The sequence below is a fragment of the Neorhodopirellula pilleata genome, from assembly GCF_007859915.1.
In the GTDB taxonomy this organism is placed as follows: domain Bacteria; phylum Planctomycetota; class Planctomycetia; order Pirellulales; family Pirellulaceae; genus Rhodopirellula; species Rhodopirellula pilleata.
Genome location: NZ_SJPM01000002.1, coordinates 113,037 through 135,799, shown reverse-complemented (window position 1 = coordinate 135,799; position 22,763 = coordinate 113,037). Strand labels below are relative to the sequence as shown.

Annotated in this window: 17 protein-coding genes; 9 read left to right on the top strand and 8 right to left on the bottom strand. The window is 57.7% G+C overall.

Annotation, left to right across the window (positions count from 1 at the left end):
* Positions 1–73 precede the first annotated feature (73 nt).
* The 3 genes from Pla100_RS05630 to Pla100_RS05620 are packed head-to-tail and all read left to right on the top strand — an operon-like array spanning position 74 to position 3,809.
* A complete protein-coding gene (locus Pla100_RS05630) occupies positions 74–409 on the top strand; it encodes a hypothetical protein (protein WP_146576730.1) in 336 nt (111 codons plus the stop codon).
* Positions 406–2,799: a hypothetical protein gene (locus Pla100_RS05625; RefSeq protein WP_146576729.1), complete on the top strand. Its 2,394-nt coding sequence runs from the start codon at positions 406–408 to the stop codon at positions 2,797–2,799. Before Pla100_RS05630 ends, Pla100_RS05625 begins: the two co-directional genes overlap by 4 nt.
* On the top strand, positions 2,796–3,809 hold the full coding sequence (locus Pla100_RS05620) for an ABC transporter ATP-binding protein (RefSeq protein ID WP_146576728.1): 1,014 nt from the start codon (positions 2,796–2,798) through the stop codon (positions 3,807–3,809). The genes Pla100_RS05625 and Pla100_RS05620 overlap by 4 nt, the downstream gene beginning before the upstream one ends.
* A 650-nt stretch (positions 3,810–4,459) precedes the next feature.
* Here the strand turns inward: Pla100_RS05620 and Pla100_RS05615 are convergent.
* Entirely contained in the window at positions 4,460–6,757 is a 2,298-nt protein-coding gene (locus tag Pla100_RS05615) for an AMP-binding protein (protein WP_146576727.1), read from the bottom strand.
* A 453-nt stretch (positions 6,758–7,210) separates the two neighbouring features.
* Between Pla100_RS05615 and Pla100_RS05610 the strand changes: the two genes are divergently transcribed.
* Positions 7,211–7,936 (top strand): YceH family protein, encoded by a 726-nt coding sequence (locus Pla100_RS05610; protein ID WP_146576726.1) that lies wholly within the window; start codon positions 7,211–7,213, stop codon positions 7,934–7,936.
* Positions 7,937–8,028: 92 nt separating this feature from the next.
* Here the strand turns inward: Pla100_RS05610 and Pla100_RS05605 are convergent, their stop codons facing one another.
* From Pla100_RS05605 to Pla100_RS05595, 3 genes are read right to left on the bottom strand one after another with little or no spacing between them, the layout of a single operon-like run.
* Positions 8,029–9,594 (bottom strand): NfeD family protein, encoded by a 1,566-nt coding sequence (locus tag Pla100_RS05605; protein WP_146576725.1) that lies wholly within the window; start codon positions 9,592–9,594, stop codon positions 8,029–8,031.
* Position 9,595: 1 nt separating this feature from the next.
* A complete protein-coding gene (locus Pla100_RS05600) occupies positions 9,596–11,221 on the bottom strand; it encodes a TrkH family potassium uptake protein (RefSeq protein ID WP_146576724.1) in 1,626 nt (541 codons plus the stop codon).
* Positions 11,206–11,589 carry a response regulator gene (locus Pla100_RS05595; protein ID WP_146576723.1) on the bottom strand — a complete coding sequence of 128 codons (384 nt, stop codon included), beginning with the start codon at positions 11,587–11,589 and terminating at the stop codon, positions 11,206–11,208. The genes Pla100_RS05600 and Pla100_RS05595 overlap by 16 nt, the downstream gene beginning before the upstream one ends.
* A gap of 339 nt (positions 11,590–11,928) precedes the next feature.
* Between Pla100_RS05595 and Pla100_RS05590 the strand changes: the two genes are divergently transcribed.
* The 3 genes from Pla100_RS05590 to Pla100_RS05580 are packed head-to-tail and all read left to right on the top strand — an operon-like array spanning position 11,929 to position 16,564.
* Positions 11,929–13,446 (top strand): MotA/TolQ/ExbB proton channel family protein, encoded by a 1,518-nt coding sequence (locus Pla100_RS05590; protein WP_231602758.1) that lies wholly within the window; start codon positions 11,929–11,931, stop codon positions 13,444–13,446.
* Positions 13,443–15,518: a hypothetical protein gene (locus Pla100_RS05585; RefSeq protein ID WP_146576722.1), complete on the top strand. Its 2,076-nt coding sequence runs from the start codon at positions 13,443–13,445 to the stop codon at positions 15,516–15,518. Before Pla100_RS05590 ends, Pla100_RS05585 begins: the two co-directional genes overlap by 4 nt.
* Positions 15,515–16,564: a hypothetical protein gene (locus tag Pla100_RS05580; protein WP_146576721.1), complete on the top strand. Its 1,050-nt coding sequence runs from the start codon at positions 15,515–15,517 to the stop codon at positions 16,562–16,564. Before Pla100_RS05585 ends, Pla100_RS05580 begins: the two co-directional genes overlap by 4 nt.
* A gap of 287 nt (positions 16,565–16,851) precedes the next feature.
* Here the strand turns inward: Pla100_RS05580 and Pla100_RS05570 are convergent, their stop codons facing one another.
* The 4 genes from Pla100_RS05570 to Pla100_RS05550 all read right to left on the bottom strand — a co-directional run bounded on the left by Pla100_RS05570 (position 16,852) and on the right by Pla100_RS05550 (position 21,741).
* Positions 16,852–18,900, bottom strand: coding sequence for an adenylate/guanylate cyclase domain-containing protein (locus Pla100_RS05570; RefSeq protein WP_146576719.1), 2,049 nt, complete (start codon positions 18,898–18,900; stop codon positions 16,852–16,854).
* An 11-nt stretch (positions 18,901–18,911) separates the two neighbouring features.
* Positions 18,912–19,649 carry a bacillithiol biosynthesis deacetylase BshB1 gene (gene bshB1 / locus Pla100_RS05565; RefSeq protein WP_146576718.1) on the bottom strand — a complete coding sequence of 246 codons (738 nt, stop codon included), beginning with the start codon at positions 19,647–19,649 and terminating at the stop codon, positions 18,912–18,914.
* A 17-nt stretch (positions 19,650–19,666) separates the two neighbouring features.
* The gene (locus tag Pla100_RS05560) at positions 19,667–20,326 is read right to left on the bottom strand and encodes a class I SAM-dependent methyltransferase (protein WP_146576717.1); all 660 of its coding nucleotides are present in this window, start codon (positions 20,324–20,326) and stop codon (positions 19,667–19,669) included.
* Positions 20,327–20,577: 251 nt separating this feature from the next.
* Positions 20,578–21,741, bottom strand: coding sequence for a tetratricopeptide repeat protein (locus Pla100_RS05550; RefSeq protein ID WP_315853443.1), 1,164 nt, complete (start codon positions 21,739–21,741; stop codon positions 20,578–20,580).
* Positions 21,742–21,853: 112 nt separating this feature from the next.
* Between Pla100_RS05550 and Pla100_RS05545 the strand changes: the two genes are divergently transcribed.
* Together Pla100_RS05545 and Pla100_RS05540 are read left to right on the top strand one after the other, a co-directional pair.
* Positions 21,854–22,060 carry a hypothetical protein gene (locus tag Pla100_RS05545; RefSeq protein WP_146576715.1) on the top strand — a complete coding sequence of 69 codons (207 nt, stop codon included), beginning with the start codon at positions 21,854–21,856 and terminating at the stop codon, positions 22,058–22,060.
* Between the two features lie 192 nt (positions 22,061–22,252).
* Positions 22,253–22,741, top strand: coding sequence for a class I SAM-dependent methyltransferase (locus tag Pla100_RS05540; RefSeq protein WP_231602757.1), 489 nt, complete (start codon positions 22,253–22,255; stop codon positions 22,739–22,741).
* Positions 22,742–22,763 lie beyond the last annotated feature (22 nt).

Here is a 22,763-nt window from a genome sequence, read left to right as displayed (position 1 = left end):
CTCGCTACCGCCTGCGTTTTAATTCGCTAAGCTGTTAGCCTCGTCTGTTCGTTTCCTTGTCCTGGTGTTTGACATGCCGTCCCACGCCCCTTCTTCGATGGACCCGATTGTCCGCAGTCGTGTGTTGCCTCGGGTTTCGTTCCGCGCCGTCATGCTGGTGACGTTCGTTGCGGCCATCATCGCGGCGGTCGCCCGTTCGGCCGGCGATGGGGCGACGTTCGCCAAAGCCGTCATTGTCGCGTTGCTGCTACTTGCTCTTTTCTTTTTCCTGTCATCGGTTGCGTTTCTGTTGTCATGGGTCACGGCGCGAATGATGATCGGTCGTTTCGACAACACGCGTGAGGGCAACCCGTTCGCCAAAGATCAACTGCCGCCCCAATTGCTCAAACCCCGTGAGCCCGAACTATGAGTGGTGCGAATCGGAGCTTGTGGGGCGTCATGCTGGTCGGCTTTGCCTTTGCCATGCCCGCGTGGGCTCAACAATCCGCGTCGACTCAACAAACCGCGTCGGCTCAGCAAACTGGCGTGGCGACGTTCTTGAATCCAAATCCAACGATGACGGTTCGTCTACCGACGAAACCCAAGAACGCACTCGGTTGGACGATGAAGGTTCAGGCGTCCCCGCATCTGAGTGCCGATACGATGCGGATCGAAATCGATTTTGCGTCAACCGGTGGTCCGACTACGGCCGATCAAGCGTTTTTGGTTCGATTGACCCCTAAACCACAAGGGCACTCTCCTCCGCAAGCCGCCGTCATCGTTTCATTGCCGATCGATATCCCGCAAGGAACTCAGCGGATGCGTTTGTCCCGACACGCGCCAAAGTCTTCCTACGGAAATCTTTACGAGATCCAAGTGTTCCAAGATGGTCGTCGATTGCCCGATTGCGAGGCGACGATCGGCGAAGCCATTTCGTACCTCGAATCGGCCGTGTACCTCAATACGATGGAACAAAGTCGTATTCGTTTGTTATGGGTCAATAGTGACGCCGATCAATCTTCACGTTCGGATTCGATCAAGCATCTCATGGTGCTCGATCAACCCGAAACTCTCTTCGCGACCGAATCACCACAGCAGTGGCTTGACCGAATCGATAACGTCGAATCACTCACCGGTACCCGCCAAGTCAGCGCGGTAGAACCAAACGACTTGCCCGAAAGTTGGCTTGCTTATCTTGCCTACGATACGGTTGTCATTCATCGTCAAGAATACGATCGACTTATTCAAAGTAATTCGCCATCGGCTGACGCCTTGCGATCGTGGAACCAGTGCGGAGGCACCTTGATTATCCGAGGTGGCAGTGTCGCCGATTTTGCTAAACGCGTCGCTTCGTCCCAAGCGTCGGAAATCGGGTCGATTCCATCACCCGAAGCGATTGAGTCGGCCTGGATCGCATTGGACGGCAAGGCGGGCAACTTCCGACAATACCACGAACCGAACGATCGCCAATTTGAATCTCTCATCCAATACGCCAATTTATCAGACGAACAAGTTGGCCAATGGAAAGAATGGTTTCCAGAGGGCGCTCGGATGATTACCGATTCACTCCAGCGATACACACCCACGCAGGTCCTTGCTCCTGACGGCGTTCGTTCGGAAACCAACCTCGCCGGGACCATCATCCATCTGGGCCAGCAGGACGCTGATGCGGCGATCGAGATGCTGCAGTGGAGCGCCGCCGAGTATCTCGCTGGTTGGAAACGTCATCGTTTGACACGCAGTGGTGTCGAACCGATCCTGGGCAGCTCTCGTTTTTTTCAATGGGTGATTCCCGGCGTCGCGCAGCCCCCTGTTTACACGTTCATGGGGCTGCTCGGTGTGTTTGTCATCTTGGTCGGACCGGTCGCCTACCGCAAAACCGCCAAAGCCGGACGCAGCTACCTGATGTTCGCTATCGCGCCAGTCCTCGCGATCGCGACGACCCTGGCGATGTTGGTCTACGGTGTCATTGCCGACGGCTTTGGCACCCAGACTCGGATTCGCCAAGTGACGTGGGTTGACGGCGAGACCGGAAACGCGATCACTCGTACACGCAGCACGTACTTCGCCGGGATTCGCCCCTCGGCAGGATTGATGTTTCCTGGCGACGCCGACGTGACGTTTTATCCCGACAATCAACAACGCAGTTGGGAAGAACGTCTTGAAGACCGTTTTCAACCCCAAGGCGAAGTTGTCGTGACGGACGACGACATCCGATTGAATCAAGACTTCTTGCCCAGTCGCCAACAACGCCAGTTCGTCACCCACCACCCCCGACCGAAGATCGGTCGCGTGGTAGTCGAAGCAGACGAATCCGACCAAGCAAACGATTCGGGGAACACCGATGCCGACCAACTCAAGTCGATCCGCTTACGCAACGAATTCGCTACGTCGATCACCGAGGTCTTGGTATGCGACGATCGGGGCGATTACTATTTTGTCGATGAGATTGCTCCTGGACAAACGACGACCGCGTCCGAACTGACCGACAAGGAAGCTTCCGAACGGCTGGGCGAAATGTACAAGCGGCAATGGCTAGTTAGCTCGATCGTCGACCGCCGACAAAACCAAACCAACTCAGCGCGAAACTACAGCGGAGAATCGTTCGATTTGCTCAGCGACCAAGTCAACCAGCTCGATACGATCGCTAAACCGACCGACGGGATTTTTGAATTCGAACTGCAAATGCGAATGCAACTCGGATCCAAGCTACCTCGCAAGAGCTTCTTTTGCTTAACCGAACTGACCGACGACGCGATCGCGGTCGACGGTGCTGTGGCGACCGAAAGCATCCACTACGTGATGGGGAACTTGCCATGATCGCCGGTGTTCACACTCAGGGCGAAGACTGCATCGAGCTGCGTCGATTGTTTCGTTACTTTGGCAAGACCAAAGCTGTTCACGACATTTCGTTTTCAGTAGCTCGCGGACACGTGTTCGGGTACATCGGCCCCAACGGGGCGGGCAAAACGACGTCCATGCGAATCCTTTCGACGCTCGATTTGCCGAGTTTCGGCGATGCGTTCGTCGACGGCTTTTCGGTCGTCAATGATCCGGAGTTGGTGCGACGTCGGTTGGGATTCATGCCCGACTCGTTTGGAACCTATCGCGATGTCAATTGCGAAGAGTATCTGGACTTTTTCGCGCGAGCTTATGGGCTGGTCGGCCGTGAACGGACCGAGCGACTCCGATGGGTGCTTGATTTTACCGGCACCGTCGGCATGAAGGACAAACCGATTCGTGGGTTGTCCAAAGGCATGAAGCAACGCCTGTGTTTGGGCCGGGCACTCGTACATGATCCCAAGGTCATGATCCTCGACGAACCGGCAGCCGGCTTGGACCCGCGAGCCCGCATTCAATTGCGAAAGATGATCCGCGAGTTGGCCGATCGAGGTAAGACGATCTTGATCAGCAGTCACATCCTGACCGAGCTGGCCGAGATGTGCGACAGCGTCGGCATCATCGAACAAGGGCAGTTGCTCGCAACCGGAAGTGTCGACGACATTCAACGTCAACGCAATCAAACACGCGAACTCATCGTCCGCGTTCTCGACCGAGCCGAAGATGCCGCCGCTGCGTTAAAGATTCACTTGCCCACACGACTCGCCGTTGAGTTAGGTACAACAGCGGACGGGAGTCCCCCAGCCGAACCGGGCAAAATCATCGTCGACGGCGAACTCATTCGATTCGAGTTCGAAGGTGACGTCCGCGATCAAGCCGAACTGGTCGCATGGATGGTCGGACAAGGTTTCGCCATCGCCGAAGTTCAATCTCATAAAAAGAGCTTGGAGGACGTGTTCCTTCAAGTCACCGAAGGACTCGTGCAATAGAGTAGGCTGGGTCGAAGCGATAGCGAAGACCCGGCATTCCCAACTCAATTGCCAGATCACCTCAACGCCCATTGACCAATATCTGACCAACCAACAACCAGATGAATGTGAAGGCGACACCGAATGCGGTGTGAACAGCGTCTACGTTCATGTTTCGAACCTCAGGCAATGAGAGTTTCATCGTCGTCCGCTCGGATGCGAGTCGACAATGAAGGGGGAACGGAAGGTGGGCCGTTTCCCTGGCCTGAAGCGTCATCGAATGAGTTGAAGTCAAACGATAACGGATTTTTTCCATGCGGTGTATCCGACACCGCAAGAGTGTTATCGGCCGATCGCCCGAAGAAAATGCCCAAAAAGTTTTCACCCCGAATAAACTAGGGAGACGTCACAAGTTCTCAATTCACTAGTGATTCGTCAAGATTTAATATGAGAGTTTGCTTAAAACCTGGCACGGTGGTCCCCACCGTGATTCTCGACGGAGGACCGTCGAGCCACGTTGCTGACACCCTAAAGTCAAATGTGGATAAAGCACTAGGTGGCGGTAAAATCTAATCTTTGGGTTGAGAACTTGCGAAAGTCACCAACACTTTCCGTGATTGACGAGTGCTTCCGAAACTCTTGGCGAGTTTCGCTACTTGAAAGTTCGGTGCTTACTCCTGAACGAGCCCGACCTGGGACGTTTCTGTGAGCGCGAGTTCTTTGACGGCTTTCAAATCAAGTTTACCGGTACCCAGCAGCGGGATCGTTTCGACTTCGATGAACCCTTCGGTTCCGGGAATGAACAGGTTCGGCAATCCGGATGCTTTCAATCCATCCCGCAGCTCGTCGACGGTCCGTGCGGTGGCGGTATGCAATACGATGATTCGCTCGCCTTTCTTTTCGTCCGGTACGGCGGTGACACATACCCTCAGTTGATCATCGTCTTCGCCTTCGCACAGCAACTTCGCGAGTTCTTCTTCGATCCGCACGTGCGGGACCATCTCGCCGCCGATCTTGGAGAATCGGCTCAGTCGGCCGGTGATGTGCAAGAAACCATTGGCATCGAGGTGCGCGATATCCCCGGTGCTGTACCATCCGTCGACGATGGCTTTGGCGGTCAATTCGTCTTGTCCGGCGTATCCGCACATCAGGTTGGGGCCGGTCACGAGCAACAGCCCATCTTCGCCGGTGCCCATCTCGATTCCGTCGTCGGGCGATACGATTTTGGTCGAAACGCCCGGCATCGGACGCCCGACACTACCTTCGGTACAGTCAGGTTGATACTTCGCCTGCGATCGTGAGGGCGGAATGTTGACGCTGACCAGAGGACTCATCTCAGTCGTTCCGTAGCCTTCGACCGGACGAACGCCGAACTTCTTTTCGAACGCATCGAACAGATCCGGTGGCATTTTCTCCGCACCGACGACAACGACATCGAGCGACGCGAATTGTTCTTTCGTGACCCGACGCAGGTATCCTCGCAAGAACGTCGGCGTGCCAAGGAAGACCGTTGCTTTGTAACGTTCGGTGAGTTTACCGATCTGCTTGGAATCGAGCGGATTGAAGTGATAAACTCCGGCGCATCCGAGTGTTTGCGCCGCCCACAAGGTCACCGCGTAACCAAAGGAATGGAAGAACGGCAACACGCCGACGACCACGTCTTCCGCGTTCAAACGGATCGCTCGATCGATCGCGTCGACGTTGTGACTAATGTTGGCGTTGGACAACATCACGCCTTTGGGCATTCCGGTCGAGCCGCTCGTGAAAATGACCGTCAACAAGTCGTCGGCGGTGATTTTGTGCAGCCCGAGCATACGGTCGAGCAACCAAGCGGGGACGATCGTCGCTTGCAAAAAGGCGATGACTTTGTCGGCTGTGGAGACCTTGGTTTTGAGTTGGTCGAGCGAAACGATCTCGGCGTCTAGCTTTACGTCGATCTTTTCCAAGAACTTGTCGCTGGTCAGAACATGCTTGACGCCGATGTCGGCGATGCAGTGATTCATCACCTCGCTGGTGACGGTGTAATTCAAGTTCGCACTGATCCGGCGATCGGCGGCCAAAGCGACATTGACGGCCACGGCCCCGACGCTCGGCGGCAACAACACACCCACGTACTTCTCGTCGTCGGCGAACACCTCACGCCGCATGCATCGACGCAGCGCCAACGTGCGAATCAGCAACGTCCGTCCGCCCGCTTCGACACCCGTCGTGTCGGCCGCTTGCAAGCGTTTGCCGCGTCGTCGCCATGCTCGCAGCGCTCGTGAAGCGAGGACCGGAAACTCATTGCGATTGTCCACTTGGGCTTGAGAGCCGAGTGCTTGAACTCGCGTTCGCACCAGGCTGAGCGGCGCGTCGGCTGGCAACGGTTCGCCGATGTACAGCGTGATCGTGCGGCGGAATTTCTCCGGCCATTTCTTGAAGAACTTCCCGCCGCTGAAGCTGAAAATGCTACCCCACATGCCTTCGATGTGAACGGGGACGACTTGAGCGTTTGTCTTTTGCAAGATTTTCGTCATGCCGGGTTTGAAGGCTTGTAATTGTCCGGTGCGGGTGATCGTGCCCTCGGCAAAGATTCCGACGATCTCGCCGTTGTTGAGCCCGTCGCGAGCCGAGCGAATGGCACCGGCGATCGACTTGGGACCGCCCATCATCAGGATCGTATCGAAAGCGGATGCTAGGTAATCGGCAAGCTTTGATTTGAAATTACCGCCGTCGACGACGAAGCGAACGTTGCGGGGCAACAACCACAAAATCAAGATTCCATCGATCCACGAAACGTGATTGCTAACGAGCAAACATCCGCCCTCGGCGGGAAGATTTTCCAGCCCGACGGTGCGACCGCGATAAAACAATTCGAGAAACGGCCGAAAGAGTCCGCGCACGAAGCGTCGGGGAAAACGAATCGCCACAAAAGCCAAAATGGCGACAGTGACGGCGATGATGACCGCGATAGTGATGAATGTATTCAACGAAAGGACTCCAGCACGCCTTTAATATGGGTTCAGCATAGCATCACGAGAATCGTCGGTGGTGGCGACTTTCAGTCGCCAGGTCCTGAAACGGCGACTGAAAGTCGCCGCCACTTGCAGAATGCGTAATGATTGGTCTCGCGTTGCTTCAGTTTGATGATACCTCTGAAGTGCCCCTAGCGGAGAGGGTGATGCGCCCAAAAAATGCTCGAGCATCCAACATTTCCCAGATCGGCCCCAACTTCACGCATCCACCGCCCCAATGCTAAACTCTGAGCATCGCGAAGTGCGGGGTTTCGTCCACTACCCACACTCTCCACTCTCCACTCTCCACTCTCCACTCTCCACTCTCCACTCTCCACTCTCCACTCTCCACTCTCCACTCTTCACTCTTCACTCTTCACTCTTCACTCCCCACTCTTCACTCTTCACTCTTCACTCCCCACCCCGCTCATGACCGACGAAGCTAACCCCGCCGAATCCGATCCCGAGAACACCGTCGCTGCCAAGCCGATCACGGCGGTCGCTCGCCGGGTGCTTGGTGTGTTGATCGAGAAAGCCAAAACGACCCCTGACGGATATCCGCTGTCCTTGGCCGGCATCATTACCGGGTGCAACCAGAAATCCAATCGAGATCCAAAGATGGACGTCGATGAGGGCGATGCACTGCGAGCCCTCGATGAACTTCGGGAAGCCGGCGCAGTTCGCGAAATTCAAGGCAGCGGCCGGGTGACAAAGTACCGTCACGCTGCCTACGAGTGGTTCGACATCGACAGCCCTGGATCGGCGATCATGACCGAGTTGTTGTTGCGAGGTCCACAAACCTTGGGCGAGATTCGCACGCGAGCGAATCGGATGCATCCGTTTGTTGATCTGACCGCGACGCAAGCCGAAGTTGATTCGCTCATCGCAAAAGGACTCGTCGAAGCGATCACGCCGCCGGGACGTGGACAGACGTTTGCCCATTGTCTGTACACGCCGACGGAACGGTTGCACTTGGCCGCCAAGGTCGAAAAGCTAGCCGCCAGCGATCCGACGTCGGCATCAGCCGCCAAGGAAACCACCGCACCAGGTTCGGCCGCCAACGAGGGTCGGATTGACAAGATCCAATCGCGTTTGGACGAGGTGACGGCGCGGCTCGAGGCGTTGGAGAAGAAGCTGGCTGATTGGGAGTCGTAGCTTCGGTGACCATCGTAGCTGGACTCGCAAGAGTTCAGATTCGCTGGTGAATACCGAAGTCTTGCGACTCCGGCTACGAGCGAAATCACAACTCACGCTTCAGACGTGGGTGCGTCCACAACGACCCGGACGACGACGCGGGCTCCTTGCTTGGCGATCACACGTACGGTTTGGCCGGAATCGACGTAGTCACCTTCGGTCACGACGTCGACCATCATCTCGTCGACCTGGATCCGACCGCCCGGCCGCAACGGCGAGACCGTCGTACCGTGTTGTCCGAGTTGAACGCGTTGCCACGAAGGGGTTGTGTCGGTCAACGTGACGCCAGACGAATCCACTTCGGCTTGCAACGTCAACCGGTTCAGCCCCGGAATGCTGCCCATGTAGCTAGCCAGGATCATCGCCGCGACCAAGAACCCCAAAAACGCCCCCACCACGACGGTGACATCGGTTCCCAATGCGTTCCAATCGACGCCCGTGCCGCCGGGCATCGTGAATCGACGCGACGCCATGACGAGTGATCCAAGCGTGAGGGTTAACCCGGCAATGCCGGCGACCCCGAAGCCTGGAATGACAAAGATCTCCGCACCGATGAACAAGATCCCGATCCCGAAACACAGGACCTCCAACCAACCCGACGTGCCACCCAAGAACCGGCTCCAAAAGAACAGGCCGAAACACACCACCGCGACCACGCCTCCGACGCCCAAACCGGGAGCACTCAGTTCGGTCGCCAATCCGATCAGTCCGATCAACAACAGTAAGAATGTCACGAATTTGAAATTCAAGAACATCACCAGCGCGTCGACCCAAGTGCCTTCGACGACGGGAATCGGCGTCGACACGTTGAGCACACGGGCGAGTTCGTCCCGACCGCTGACCGTTTGATCCGCCATGCCCAACTCGACGGCGCGGCGGCCGTTGACGGTGAAGAACATCTCCTTGCCGGCCTCACGAATCGGCCTGCCCAATTCCCATTGGTCGGCGTCTTCCATCGACGCATGTTCTTTGTCGCTCAGAAAACGGGTTTCTCCGGTGTTCGTGTTGGTAGCGCTGTAGACGACCATGTCTTTGTCGGTCATTTTTTCCGCGAGTGCGACCGGACGCCCGGTCGCCGCAGCGGTGTCGCGAACTTTCTGCGCCAGCACGCTGCGGCTTTTGGCTTCGGTGTAACGGAACGCGCCATCTTGGCCCATGACGATTTCGCCGGCGTCGCCCATCCGGGCATCGGGTTTCATCAAGATCGTATCCGTCGAAAGGGCGAGTAGTGCCGCGCCACTGATGGCGTCTTTCTCGATGTAGGCGACCGTTTCGACGTTCTTGGCTTCCAACACCATGTCCATCAATTCGAACGTGACAAAGGTAAACCCGCCGGGCGAGTTGATGTCCAAGATAATCACATCGACCTCGCCCGATTCCACGGCATCCTGGAACCGCCGTTTCAAGAGTGCCCCGCTGATCGGATTGATGTCCGATTCGAAAGGAAGGATGATCGCGGTGCGTTTCCGACCGACCGGCTCGGCCGCCACCTCTGCATTGGAGTCTTGAGACGCGTCTGGGGTCGCTTCCTGAGAGGGGGCTAACGACGGCCAGGCAAACGCCAAGATCAAAAACGCCGACAAGGTCGGGGCGACGCGTTGGTAATGTGTTCGGGACATCTCACACCCTTCGCCAAAACGACGGTACGAATAACAACAAGACACTAAAAATTTCGACGCGTCCGAGCATCATCAACCACACGAAAAGCAACTTCGCACCTTGGCTGAACCCGGCGTAATTGCGAGTCGGCCCGACCACGCCGAGGCCGGGGCCGATGTTGTTGAGCGTCGCGGCGACGGCGCTGGCGCTATCCAACAGTTTGTCATCAAGCGTCCCCTTCAACAACTCTTTACCGACCTCCGAGGTGTTCGCCACGTCACTATCGATCACGCCCCACGTCGAATTGGGCTCGAAGGTGACCAGCGAAAGCCACGAAAACACAAAAATTGCCAGGATCAAACAGAAGTACAACAGGATATTGTGGGCCAATTGCGGATCGTCGACCGGTTGGCCGCTGACCCTTAATGGCCGAATCACTCGGGGTCGGTGGGCGCGCTCCATCTCCAATCGCAGAATTTTGTAGAACAAAACGTGCCGGATCACCTTCATTCCACCACCGGTACTGCCGGCACAACCGCCGACAAACATCAACAGCAACAAAATACCGCGACCGAAATTGTTCCAAGTATCGAAATCGGCGGTGCCGTACCCGGTCGTCGTGATGATCGTGACGACCTGAAACAAGCCGTTGCGGATCGCCGATCCGAAGGTCTCGAATCCGTCGTCACCCGCCCTCATGCCAAAGAACACGACGCCCAATGTGACGACCGCAATGATTCCGCCGTAAACCTTGAACTCCACATCATTGACCAATCGCGGCCAACGCCCGATCAACGTCAGATACAACAGCGTGAAGTTGGTTCCGGCCAACACCATGAAAACGATCGTGGTCGTTTCGATCAGCGGGCTGTCGAATCCGCCGAGCGATCGGTTGTAGGTGCTGAACCCACCCGTGGCCATCGTGCCGAAGGCATGACACAGAGCATCGAACATGCTCATGCCTTCGAATCGGTAGATGATCGTCAATACGACGTTGAGCCCGACGTAGATCGCGGCGAAAGCGAGCGCCGTGTGTTGCATCCGCGGCATCGAACCGTCTTTGGTCGGCCCCGGCATTTCGGCTCGCATCATCGCCTTGCCCGCGGAGCCTTGGCCGAGAATCGCGACAAACAAAACGACGATGCCCAGTCCGCCAAGAAAGTGCGTCCATGAACGCCAAAACAAAATGCAGTGGGGCACCAGATCGGGTGATTCCAAATCGGTCAGGACCGTCGCGCCCGTCGTGCTGAACCCGGACTGCGATTCGAACATCGCTTCGATGAACGTGATCGGGGCCCCGGTCGCCGTTTGGGTGCCGCTGAAGTAATACGGCAATGCGCCCAAAACGGTGGCGCTGACCCACGACAAACCGACGATGGCCATCGCTTCTTTGCGAAACAATTGGCCACCGGGACGGTGCGATCGCCCCAAAAAACGAAAGAACAACCCGACGCTGAAGCACACGATCATGCTCGCCAGCAGCCCATACATCGCATCGGTTTCGACGGCGTCGGCGGGCGGCAGATGGGTCCGCTCGGCCAAGGCTGGAAATGCGAATGGGACGCTGAAGGCCATCGACCCGCCGATCAGCAGGCAGATCGTCCCCAGAAACCGTAGCAACAGAGGGTAGTTCAAGACGGACGCCACCCATACGTCTCGGCCAAGCCGCCGCAGACGATGTCGCGTAATACTTGCAGCCGAATCGGCTTGCGGAGGATCTTGTAGGCCCGCATCCTCGCGGCCTCGCGTTCGATTTCTTCGTCCATCATGGCACTCATTAAAACGTAGGGCATCCGTTCGGCACGTCGGGCCAACACCGCAATGACTTCCAATCCGGTGACGTTGGGCATGTGGACATCGACCAATGCCATGTGGATCGGTTCGCGTTCAATCACCCGCAGGGCTTCGGCCCCGTCGGCGGCTTGGTAACAACGCAATCCCCGGCGAACCAGTGCATCGCACAGCACCTCGCGGTAGGAAGCGTCGTCGTCGGTAATCAAGACTTGCGGGACCATAGTTCCGATTATACGCCAAAAAAACTTCCTTGGGTCGAGATTCTCAAGGTGCCGAATCCGCCTGAAAGCGATTCCGACACAACCCTACAAGATCGAAAACATCGACCAATTACGCAAGCCTGGACCTTCAAAACGCGGCTATTGAAACAGTTTTTCCGGACATTGATTCCCATTTGCGAGTCGGAACGATACCGCTCCCAAGGCGACCGCGGAACTGCGATTCCAAAGCGTGGCTTGTCCCGAGACTGGCGACTTTGATAACTAATCGAGTCGCCGCACCGAGTCAATTTGTGACGATTAGATCAAGAAGTTCGGTATTAACGGTCGATCTAAACCGTGGTGCGTGCCCTCTACTCGACCGGAATCGACATCCAGATGACTCCATCCAGCGAAATCAACATGCCGACGACGCCCCGCGATGCAACCATTGAACCCGCTAGCAAAATCGGCAACCCGCCCGAATCGCGAGACGTGCGAATCTCGGCCGGCGAGATCAGCATCATCCAAAAGCTGACACCGCTCGCGGTCGGTCTGATCGGCACTGGAGTCTTTTATGCGTTCCTTTACGCCGTTAATTGGGCACCGCTAAATCGCTATTTCCTGGGCCACCCGGTCGCCGTCGCCGCGACCACGCTGTTTTGTATCGCCGTGTCGATTCTCGCGTTCAAGGCGATGCAAACGGCCAGCCAACGAACCGCGATGCGGATGCTCCGCGACGACGACTTAATGCCGCCCCCCGAGGACGCCGCCGACCGATCGCCCACTGAAATTTGGCAACGACAAAACAACGCCGGTCTGATCGCCCGGAGCTGGCAAACGGCCTTGGCGGAATTACCCGAAGCGACCCGACACAGCCGCATCGTCAGCCGGCTCGACGAAATCCTGACGCGCCAATCCCACCGCACGACCACCGGAGATCTTCCGGAGGATCTACGCGAACTTTCGATCCGTGACGCCGACGACGCGCACGATTCCTTGGGTCTGATTCGCATCATCGTGTGGGCCATCCCGATGTTGGGGTTCCTCGGTACCGTCATCGGGATCACGCAAACCCTCGGTGGCTTGGATTTCACCGACGGGACGGCCGCCGTCGATCGACTCAAAAGCGGTCTGTACGTGGCGTTCGATACCACGGCGATCGGTTTGGTCCTCTCGGTCGTGGCGATCTTTTTGCAATTCCCGGTTGAACGAGGCCAGCAAAGCTTGCTCGCCGACATCGACGCCCGCGTTCGCAAATTGGTCTCGGCAGGTCTGCCTTCGGACGACCCCGGCGACAGCCAAACGGAATTGGTCACGCATTTGTGCCGGGGCATCGAAGTCGCCATCGCGCAGTCACTGTCGACCCAAGCCAAACTGTGGCAAGAAACAATTGAGGAAGCCCAAGCGGCTTGGCGGACCCAACACCAAGAAGGTGCCGAACAGTTCCGGCGTTTGCTGCAAGCGGCCATGCAGCCGGCCCTGACACATCATGCCGACCGCATCGAACAGACGATCGGCAAACTCGACGGTGCCGCCAGTTCGGTCAACTTGGCATTGCGAGAACAGACCGCCGCGTGGCGCGACGCACTGCAAGAGACCGCGATCGAAGTCCAAACGCATCGCCGAACTTTGCTGACGCACGTCGAAGCAATGACGACACTGGCCACTCGCCAAACGCAAGCGAGCGAGCATGAATTCAAGGCCACTGACATCGATCCGGCTATGGCCAAAGCCATGACCACGCTCGCCCGCGCGGTCGATATCCTGTCGACGCGTTTGCCCGAGAAGAACGCGCCCCGAGTTGTGGACGCCTCCGCCGCGAACGCGAGCGAACCCGTCGAGTCAGCCCGTGACCAACGACTAGGACGTGCGGCATGAGTCGGCGAAAAGCCGGACTATCCCCTTCGCTGTTTCCGTTCCTCGCCGTGCTCGTTTGCACACTAGGAACGCTGATCTTGTTGCTCGCGCTCGTCGCTCAAGAAGCCAAAGACGCCGCCGTCGCGCACGCAAAACAGATCAAACAGTCGAAGATGGTACCAACTTCTGCGCCCGAGCGACCAGACGCCCCGCCCGAGCTTACGCTCGATGCGGCATCACGGTTGATCGAGGAAGAACAATTTCGCGTGCAGCAATTGGTTTCGTTCCGCGACGAACAAACCCAAGACGCTGAAACCAAACGTAACGAAGTGGCAGTTTTAGAAGACGCCATTCGCGATTTGAAGAAGCGACTAGAAAGTCTCAAGGACGAAGTCGAAACGGCCACCGGCGGTCTCGACCCAGACCAAGCGATGAAGGTCGACGATTCCACACTCGTGATGATGCAGGACGAGGTCGCCAAACTGCGAGCCGACATCAAAGAACTCGAATCCAATGAACGCGGCAAGAAACCTCGCGTCGTGATCGTCCCCCACCGGGGTCCCAACGGGACGCAGCGACGACCGATCTATGTTGAATGCACCGCCGACGAAATTCGCATCATGCCCGAAGGCGCACGGATTACCAAAACTCAAGCTCTCGCCGCCGCCGAATCGGAAAACCCGAACGCGAACCCGTTGGGTTCGGCATTGCGGGTCGCCCGTCGTCACGCGATGCAGGCCTATGGCGATCAGGTCGCCCCGTATCCGTTGTTGATCGTTCGTCCCGGCGGGATTCGCATGTTCCATATGGCCAGCGCTTTGATGAAGGATTGGGACGATCAATACGGCTATGAACTTGTTCCCGGCGAAGTCGACTTGGCGTTTCCCGGTGGCGATCAAGTCTTGCGCAAAGACCTCGAATACGCGATCCATGAGGCGTCCTCGCGAAACTTCATGTTCGCCCGCGGTGGCGGGGGAAGCGGCAACGGCAACGGCGATGGAAGCGGCGGTAGCTATGACGGTTTGCCAACGACGCGTCCGTCGGCGTCGGGCAGCAACGGTTTCGGTGGTAACGGTTTCGGCGGTAACGCGACAGCCGGACAAACCACGCCCGCGGGCACTTCCACCGCTCAAATAGAACCGGCCAAACCATTGCCTGTTCTATCGGCCAAAAGTCTGGATCAACAAGCTCTCTCGAACGGTTTCTCGCCCGCCCGAGATCAACGGTTCGCCAACGCGTTCGGGATGACATCGCCTCCGAGTGGCGGCGCGTTCGGTTCGGACGGAAAGCTGAACTCGCAATCAGAAGCCCTCAACGATTTTCTGAAAGGCCGGACCTCGGCGGACCTCGATGGCGGCCCAGAATCTGACGGATCCGAATCTGGTGAATCCGACGGGAGCGGGTCGGGCGGGAAGGGATCCGAAAGCCTCACGCAAGACAGTGCATCCGATCCGAGCGGTCCGGGCGAAAGCGAGCGTTCGGCGGCCGACGGAAGTGTCGCCGGTGGGACTGCGATGGCACCGAGTGGCAACCTGGCGATGCCCCAGCAATTGGCTTCGAACGCACAAATGAACAACCAAGCGAATGCTTCAGCGTCCGCCAACACGGCATCAACAACCAACGCTTCGCCGCCGTCGGGTTCGCCCGGCGGCGAACCATCGTCGCAACCGCCACCTCCGATGGATTCGACCGACCCGGCAAATCCGTCGGTGACGATGAACTCGTCGTCGAACCAAAATCAGGTTCGACGCGAAGGTCGTGATTGGGCGATGCCCGAAGCGTTCCGCGGGATGGGCGGCACCGAAGTCGTTCGGCCGATCTCGATGATCTGTCACCACGATCGTTACGAGTTGCTCGAACAAGGACGCGTCGTGGCAACGTTCCCATTCCATCGCGGAGACGTTTATCAATCAACGATCCAATTGGCCACCGCCGTCCGTGACCGCGTCGCCGGTTGGGGTGCCACGTTACCCGGTGGCCGTTGGCAACCACGACTGGACGTGCAGGTCGGACCGCACGCCGAACAACGCTTCCATGAACTGGAATCGTTGATGAAGGGCAGCGGCGTCGAAATCAATCGGAGGACGCCATGAGCCAACAAGGACGTCGTCGCACCACGATGGACATGGGACACGATGCGTTCCTGGATATCGTTGCCAATTTGGTCGGCATCTTGATCATCTTGGTCGTCGTGTTGGGAACGCAAACTCAACGCGTCACTGATCTGTTGATCGATTCTCCGGAGGACCTCGTCGAAGAACTCGGCCCGACGCCTCCGGGCAAGTACGCATCGCAGACGCAACTCGATCGTCTCGGCGAGATCGCGATCCAAGCCGCCACGGCGCAACGGGATTCGTTGCGGCTCGAAGCCAATCTGAAACAATACGATCGCCAGATCGAACAACTCCGCCAAGCCCGCGGGCAATTGCTCGACTTGGTCACGATCGCCGAAGAGGCGTGGAAAGAAAAGCAAGCCGAATTGGATCAATCCCAAGTCTTGATCGCCAAGCGACAACGAGAAATCCGCGAGACCGAATCACAGATCGCCGAATTAGCCGGTACAAAAGAACGATTGGCCAATCAAGAGGCCCCACTCGTCGCGGTCGAACATCTGCCGACGCCGATGGCTAAGACCGTTTTCGGCGATGAAATCGACTTCCGTTTGAAATCCGGTCGGTTGTCCGTCATTCCGGTCGAGCCGCTACTCAAACAAGTCCGCGAAGATGCCCAACGAATGCTCACGCGGGAAGGGGCCGCGACGTCGTCGGTCGGCCCGCTGCGGGATTACATCGCGAACTTTGTGATCGAACGGCAAATCGGACGAGCCAACCGCAACGGTCAAATCGTGACCACCATGGCCGGTCGCATCGGCGCAATCGCGTTCGAACCGATCAACGAATCGGTCGGCCAGCCGATCGAGCAGGTACTCGGTTCGAGCAGTTTCTTGGACATCGAATTGGCCGGCCGCGACCCCGCGTCGACGACCATCACAGTCTGGGTTTTCGAAGACAGTTTCGCGGAACTGCGACGTTTGAAAGAACATCTCTATGCTCGAGGTTTCGCAACCGCCGCCCGACCGTTGATGGACGGACAAGCGATCATTTTCAGCAGCCGCGGAACGAAATCGAAGGCGCAGTGATTGAAGATTGAAGATTGAAGAGTGAAGAGTGAAGAGTGAAGAGTGAAGAGTGGTTCGCTGACGCAAGGGTAATTGAAGAAGCAAACCTCCGTTCCGCCTAAACCTAAACCTAAACCTAAACCTAAACCTAAACCTAAACCTAAACCTAAACCTAAACCTAAACTTAAACTTAAACTTAAACTTAAACTTAAACTTAAACCGGAATCTGGACTCAGTATGAATCCCAAACTTGGTTACGGTTCGACTCTACCTTCAAACTAACTCCGTTCTTGAATTTGGGCACCTGCTTACTTCCCAAACTCAAGAACACCATCCCAACCTGGTGGCGCGGTTCGGTGATGGGTGAGGATTTTTTGTAGCAAAACATCTTTCGGACGATCCCAGGCGGGAAGCCGGTGCAATTGCTCGTAGGCCGAATCCCAGTCTCCGGCGGTGAACGCGTCCCAGGCCGACTTGGATTGGCGACGTTGGGTTTCATCAAGTGTGGGCTGCCCCTCGATCGGCACGACGAGTTGATGCAATTCGACGGCCGTCTTGATCCCGGCCACGCGGACTCGCCCCAGATAACGCAAGATCACACGCTCGGGCGCATCGTCTGGTAATTCCTTTTGGCAATCGATCAAACGATTCGCCGTGACCTGATCGACCAAGACCTCAACGCCGAACACCTTCGTCAATCCTTCCAACCGGCTGGCCAGATTCACGACCGGGCCGAACGCGGTGACTTTGACTTGATCCACCGTACCGATCCGGCCGGCGACGGCGGGGCCGGATGCGATTCCGATACCGCAACGAAAGACCGAATCGCCTCGCGCGTAATCGCGGCGGATCGCCGACGCGGCGTTGGCCGCGGCCAAGGTCGCCGCGAGTTTGGGGTCGATCGAACCGGACAGCGGTAAGGGCCATCCCCAAAAGCCCATTGCCGCGTCGCCGTGAAAGTCTCCGATCACGCCCTCGGTTTCGAGGATATGCTTGGTCATCACGCCCAACGCCGCACTGACTTGTTCGAGTAGCACGAGCAATTGATCGCTGTGGACTTCCGAGGTTTGCGAGAAACCTCGTAGGTCACAAAACATCACCGACAGGTTGCACTCGCGAGGTTGCAACCATGATTCGGAATCTTTGCCCGCGATGGCGTCGAGCACGACCGGCGCAAAGAACCGTCGCATCGCCGCGTGACGTTGCTGAAAATGATTCGTTTGTCGAATCCCCGAGATCAATGAACCGACGACTTCGGCGAATTTGACGTCGTCGCTGAGTCGGTCGATGATCGACTTGGTATCGTCGGTTCGTTGACCGCTCGCGGCGATCGACGAGCGACTGCCGGTGACATAGAGCACCCAACCGCGACACGCATCGCTGCGCAGCGGCACGCAGAACGCCCAGTCGACGTTGGCCATCGCGGTGTACTGGTTCGCGATCGCGTGATCATTCGCTTCCCATAGATGCAACACACTTTCACGTCGACGCAGCGTCGCGGCGACGAGCTTGGAGCTGACGTCTTGGGACTCGGTTTGGTTGTCGCGGACGTCGTAGTGCAGTATCCGCATCGACTGCGAATTCGATCCGACGTCTTGGGACGTTCCGTGTGATTCGTCGGGTAGGGAGGCTTTGACGATCGCCACGGCCGACGCTGACGGTGTCGCTCGCAAGAGAGCATCGGTAACGCGGGCGAACAATTCTTCGTCACCGACACTGCCGGCGACCAAGTCCGGCAATCGGGCCAATAGGTCGATCCGCGTTTGGGTATCGCGGAAACTTCGCTGCCGCAGTGCCGAGGCGGCAAACGCCATCTCGGTCACATCGCCCATCGGAACCGCCGGAGGATTCATTGGCAAACCGGAAGCGTCACCGGTGTCCGCATCGCCACCAGGGGTGAAACCCTCCGCAGCTTTCGAAGTATCACCCTCCGGTGCGTTTCCACGGCGAACGGACACGGCCTGATCGGCTCCCGTTTGTGCGGGGGACACGCCGGCGGTGAAGCCCGGACGTCGGGCGAGTGTGAAGGTGGTCTCGCCGATGACGAAGTGTTCACCGGGAACGACGACGAAAGTCTCCCGAGGTTGACCACGATAGAAAATCGGATTGCGTCCGCGCGGGTCTTTGGTAACTCGAACTCGGTCGCCCTCAAGTAGAGTCAAGACGGCGTGGTGTCGCGAGATCGTTTTGTCCCATGGAATGGACCACGGGATCGCCGCGACGTGTCGACGCTGCGCCACCTCAAAGGAAGTTCTCGGCTCGCGACCGATCAAAACGTCGCGACCGGCGGCCAACTCAGGTAACCCCCGCCGCCAACGTGAATCACGTTCGGTCCCCTGTGCGATTAGATCAGGCATCGGTTTGGCGTTTAGAGCAGGTCACGGAGGCTGGTCATCGCGAGAGGTTCCTTGGTATCAAACGGTTCACCGTAGTTACGATTGATCAATCGTCCCCAATGAGCGCCTTCGTCACGAATGCGATCGAGGATCGTGGGCGGTTCGGTGGGACGTCCGGTGATCATTTGACTTTCGTAGGCTCGCACCGCTTGCATTTTTCGATCCCATTGCTCCGAAATGTCGACGATCCATCCCGGTTGCACCGCCAACCGCAAGTGGATGCAAAAGTAATAGTACAATCGCTCGGGATGGTGCCGTGGTCCCGGCATGTCGGTCTTGGACAACTTGGCGTGAAAACGAGCGGCCTCGGTCAACAAGGTCGCCGCCAGGTGATCTGGATGTGCGTCGTGATAGTACGGCGCGAACAACCATCGCGGTCGCAGACAACGAACATACGAGGCAATTTGCTGGCGAGCGGCCAGCGTGTTCTCGAGGGCCCGGTTGGCCAACCCGGCGTTGCCTCGCCAGGTCAACTTCATGATCTCGGTCGCCGCTGCGGTTTCTTTGGCGCGGATTTCCATGCTGCCGTGCGGCGTCGGTTCACCACTGGTCAAGTCCAACACGCCGACCCGCATGCCTTGATCGATCATTCGCATGATGGTGCCGCCCATGCCGATTTCGGCGTCGTCGGGATGTGGCGCGATCACAAGGAAATCGAGTGGTTCGATTTGTTCAGGATCAGGAAACGCAGAGGCGGGCAAGATGTTCATGAATCGTTCATTGCTTTTCAACGAGATCGCGTCAAACGCATGATGCGGATCGGATGGCCGGGGTCGTCTTCCAATGCGATTGTTTCTTCATGGTAGTCCCAAGGTTTGTCGGCGATCCACTCGCGGAACTCGTTACCGATGACTCGTTGCGGGTCACTGAGCAGCATTTGCCCGTCGTCGGCCAAATGAGTTTCGGCGGTCGCCAACAGGCCCGGCCAAAGTTCGCGGAGGTAAGTCACGTCACTGCCGAGGATAAACGGAAACGGATCACCCGGAATCGTGTCTTCGCCCAAACGAAACACCCGCACCTCCGCCTTGAGCCCCAATCTCGCCAGACTCAATCGAACCAAATGCAGCGGGTCGTCCACTCCGTCGGTCATCGTCACGTGGGCTCCGCGCAGCGCCGCAGCGATGCCTGCATGTCCGGTACCACAACCGACTTCGAGCACCCGCCGGTTGAAAATATCCACCCGGTCGAGATACCGATCCAACCCCGAAGCGGCCCGCCAAGTCGTCGCCCAAAACGGATCGATCACGCCTTGTTCGCCTTCGTCTTGACGACGACAAGCGTCCAACAGCATCCCATCGGGGTCCGACGCCGCCGCCAAAGGACGCAATTTCCCCGCGATTAGGGTGTCCTCCCAATGCCATGAGAAATGAAGCGAAGTGTTGGACATTAGTGAAGAGTGAAGAGTGAAGAGTGAAGAGTGAAGAGTGAAGAGTGAAGAGTGGAGAGTGGAGAGTGGAGAGTGGAGAGTGGAGAGTGGAGAGTGGAGAGTGGAGAGTGGAGAGTCTGTAGGTTTGGCGAATCGTTTTTTGGCTTGCCGGAGGCCTGACGGTATCAATGTCCTTCGTCGGCAGCCGGATCGCAAGCCGTCAACCCTCCTAACTCCTAACTCTCCACTCTCCACTCTTCACTCTTCACTCTTCACTCAAACCCATCCGCTGTCGTAGCCACGCGAGCGCTTGGTAGTCGCTCCATTGGAAACTCCATCGGCGATCCGCGTTGCTCTTCGCGGGTCGAGAAGTCCTCGGCCAGTGCGGCGTCGATGACCGAGGCATCGATACTGGTGCGGACCCATCCGGAAGCCGCGACGGCTTCCGGGTCGATTTGCATGGCTTCGGCCAACCAAGTTTGGGCCGTCGACGTTTGCCCGGTGGAAATCGCCGAGGCTGCCAGTTGCAGCCGGGCTGTCACGTCGGTCGGATTTTTGCGGGCGGCCGCCATTAAATAGCGTTTCGCTTCGTCGAATCGCCCCACTTCCCGCATCGCCAGTCCACGCAATAATTCCGAACGTCCGGCAATCAGCCGTCCGTCCATTTGACTACCGTTGACCGCTTCCGCCGCGTCGTGGTCGGGGTGAAGCCGGTCCAAGGTCGCGAGCAATCGGTCGTGACGACCTTGTTGATGATAGATCTCGGCGGCTTGAATTTGGGCGTACGGGTAATCAGGTTGCAGCGAGAGTGCTCGATGATAAGCCGCCAAGGCAGAATCGAGGCGGTTGCGAGCCGCTTCGCAATCCCCCCAAAGCGCCCACACGGCGGCCCACTCTCGGTCGGATTGCAGGGCGATCTCGCACTGCCGAGCCGCTTCGTCGACCCGTCCGAGTTCCAGGTACATCCGCCCGAGCCGTTGCAAATGCTTGGGATCGCCCGCACTGAGCTGGACGGCTTGGCGGAGATGCTTGATCGCGTCTTCGGTTTGGCCACGTTGCCACAAGGTTTCCGCCAGACCCCGGTGGGCGGCGTCGTTGCTGCCGGAAACGTCGAGTGCTTCGCTGAACAACGTTTCGGCGGACTTCCAATCCCCCTGCTTGGCCGCCGTGAGGCCTTGGCGGGATAAACGTCGGGCGGCGACCGATTGGCGACTTTCGCCGAATTTGACGATGGCCCGGCAACCCAACGGCGGCGCAGCGGTGAACGACGCGACGAGGGCCATCACGACCCACCGGCGATTTCGAGCAAGCCCGCTTTGACGGCTCGTCGTCACCCTCATGCCACCTTTCGGAACCGGCGTATTCACTTCGATCGGCGCAAAAACCGACTCTTTCGATCCACTGATATCAAATTCCGCACAACCGCTGCCAGCCATACAACCGTCAAAAATTGCCTCACTCGGACCACCGTCATGACCCCACCGACGATGCGATTGTCGTTACGAAACCGCCGATCGTCACCACCGGAAGCGGATCGCATTCGAGCCGTTGATCGTCAAAACCTTCTTCTTCGGGTGGTCTATGTTCCCCTTGTCTTTATCCGGTCCTCAAGACGATGCTCCCGGTCAACTTTTGGCGGATCTCGAGCGCCGCCAGGACGACGTGCTGGCTCAATTGGATGACTTGGAAGCAAAACTCTCCGAAGTCCTGCGCGGGCTTAACGTCGAGGTCGCCGAAGACGATCTCGATTCCTAGAATCGATTCCCCGATCGGCCTTGATACGGTAACTTACGCGGATCGCCCACTCGCAAAGGAAGCCGAAACATCTCCGACGCCAGCCCCCCCGACGCCGCCGGATCTTCGGCGTGGACGTTTTTAAAGAATTTTGCTCGCAATCCGACTGCCGTCGGCGCGATCGCCCCGAGCAGTCAGGGTTTGGTCGACGTGATGGTCGATTGGTTCGATTGGGACACGGCCCGCAACATCGTCGAATATGGACCGGGAACAGGCGTTTTTACCCAGGCCGTTCACCGACGACTGCATCCCGACGCGAACTTCTTTGCTATCGAACGCTCGGCTGAATTGGCTCGCATCACCCGTGCCCAATGTCCCGGCGTCGAGGTGTTTGAAGACTCGGCCGCCGAAGTTGAGCGACTGTGCCAAGCCAAAGGCATGCAGCAAGTCGATGCGATCATTTGCGGATTGCCCTGGGCGTCGTTCCCGGAATCACTTCAAGCGAGCATTCTCGATGCGACGATGAACGTCCTGCGTCCGGGCGGCCGATTTGCGACCTTCGCTTACTGGCAAGGTGTTGTCTTACCGGCTGGCATGCGGTTTTCCAAACGCCTGCGGACCAGTTTCGATTCGGTCGAACGAAGCCCCACGGTTTGGCGAAACTTGCCACCTGCGTTTGTTTATCGGTGCACAAAGGCTTAGTGGGTAGTGGGTTGGTGCCGGG

Coding starts and splice junctions, on each gene's coding strand:
- Pla100_RS05630 (WP_146576730.1), top strand. CDS start 74: ATGCCGTCCCACGCCCCTTCTTCGATGGACCCGATTGTCCGCAGTCGT.
- Pla100_RS05625 (WP_146576729.1), top strand. CDS start 406: ATGAGTGGTGCGAATCGGAGCTTGTGGGGCGTCATGCTGGTCGGCTTT.
- Pla100_RS05620 (WP_146576728.1), top strand. CDS start 2,796: ATGATCGCCGGTGTTCACACTCAGGGCGAAGACTGCATCGAGCTGCGT.
- Pla100_RS05610 (WP_146576726.1), top strand. CDS start 7,211: ATGACCGACGAAGCTAACCCCGCCGAATCCGATCCCGAGAACACCGTC.
- Pla100_RS05605 (WP_146576725.1), bottom strand. CDS start 9,594: ATGTCCCGAACACATTACCAACGCGTCGCCCCGACCTTGTCGGCGTTT.
- Pla100_RS05595 (WP_146576723.1), bottom strand. CDS start 11,589: ATGGTCCCGCAAGTCTTGATTACCGACGACGACGCTTCCTACCGCGAG.
- Pla100_RS05585 (WP_146576722.1), top strand. CDS start 13,443: ATGAGTCGGCGAAAAGCCGGACTATCCCCTTCGCTGTTTCCGTTCCTC.
- Pla100_RS05580 (WP_146576721.1), top strand. CDS start 15,515: ATGAGCCAACAAGGACGTCGTCGCACCACGATGGACATGGGACACGAT.
- Pla100_RS05570 (WP_146576719.1), bottom strand. CDS start 18,900: ATGCCTGATCTAATCGCACAGGGGACCGAACGTGATTCACGTTGGCGG.
- bshB1 (WP_146576718.1), bottom strand. CDS start 19,649: ATGAACATCTTGCCCGCCTCTGCGTTTCCTGATCCTGAACAAATCGAA.
- Pla100_RS05560 (WP_146576717.1), bottom strand. CDS start 20,326: ATGTCCAACACTTCGCTTCATTTCTCATGGCATTGGGAGGACACCCTA.
- Pla100_RS05550 (WP_315853443.1), bottom strand. CDS start 21,741: ATGGCTGGCAGCGGTTGTGCGGAATTTGATATCAGTGGATCGAAAGAG.
- Pla100_RS05540 (WP_231602757.1), top strand. CDS start 22,253: ATGGTCGATTGGTTCGATTGGGACACGGCCCGCAACATCGTCGAATAT.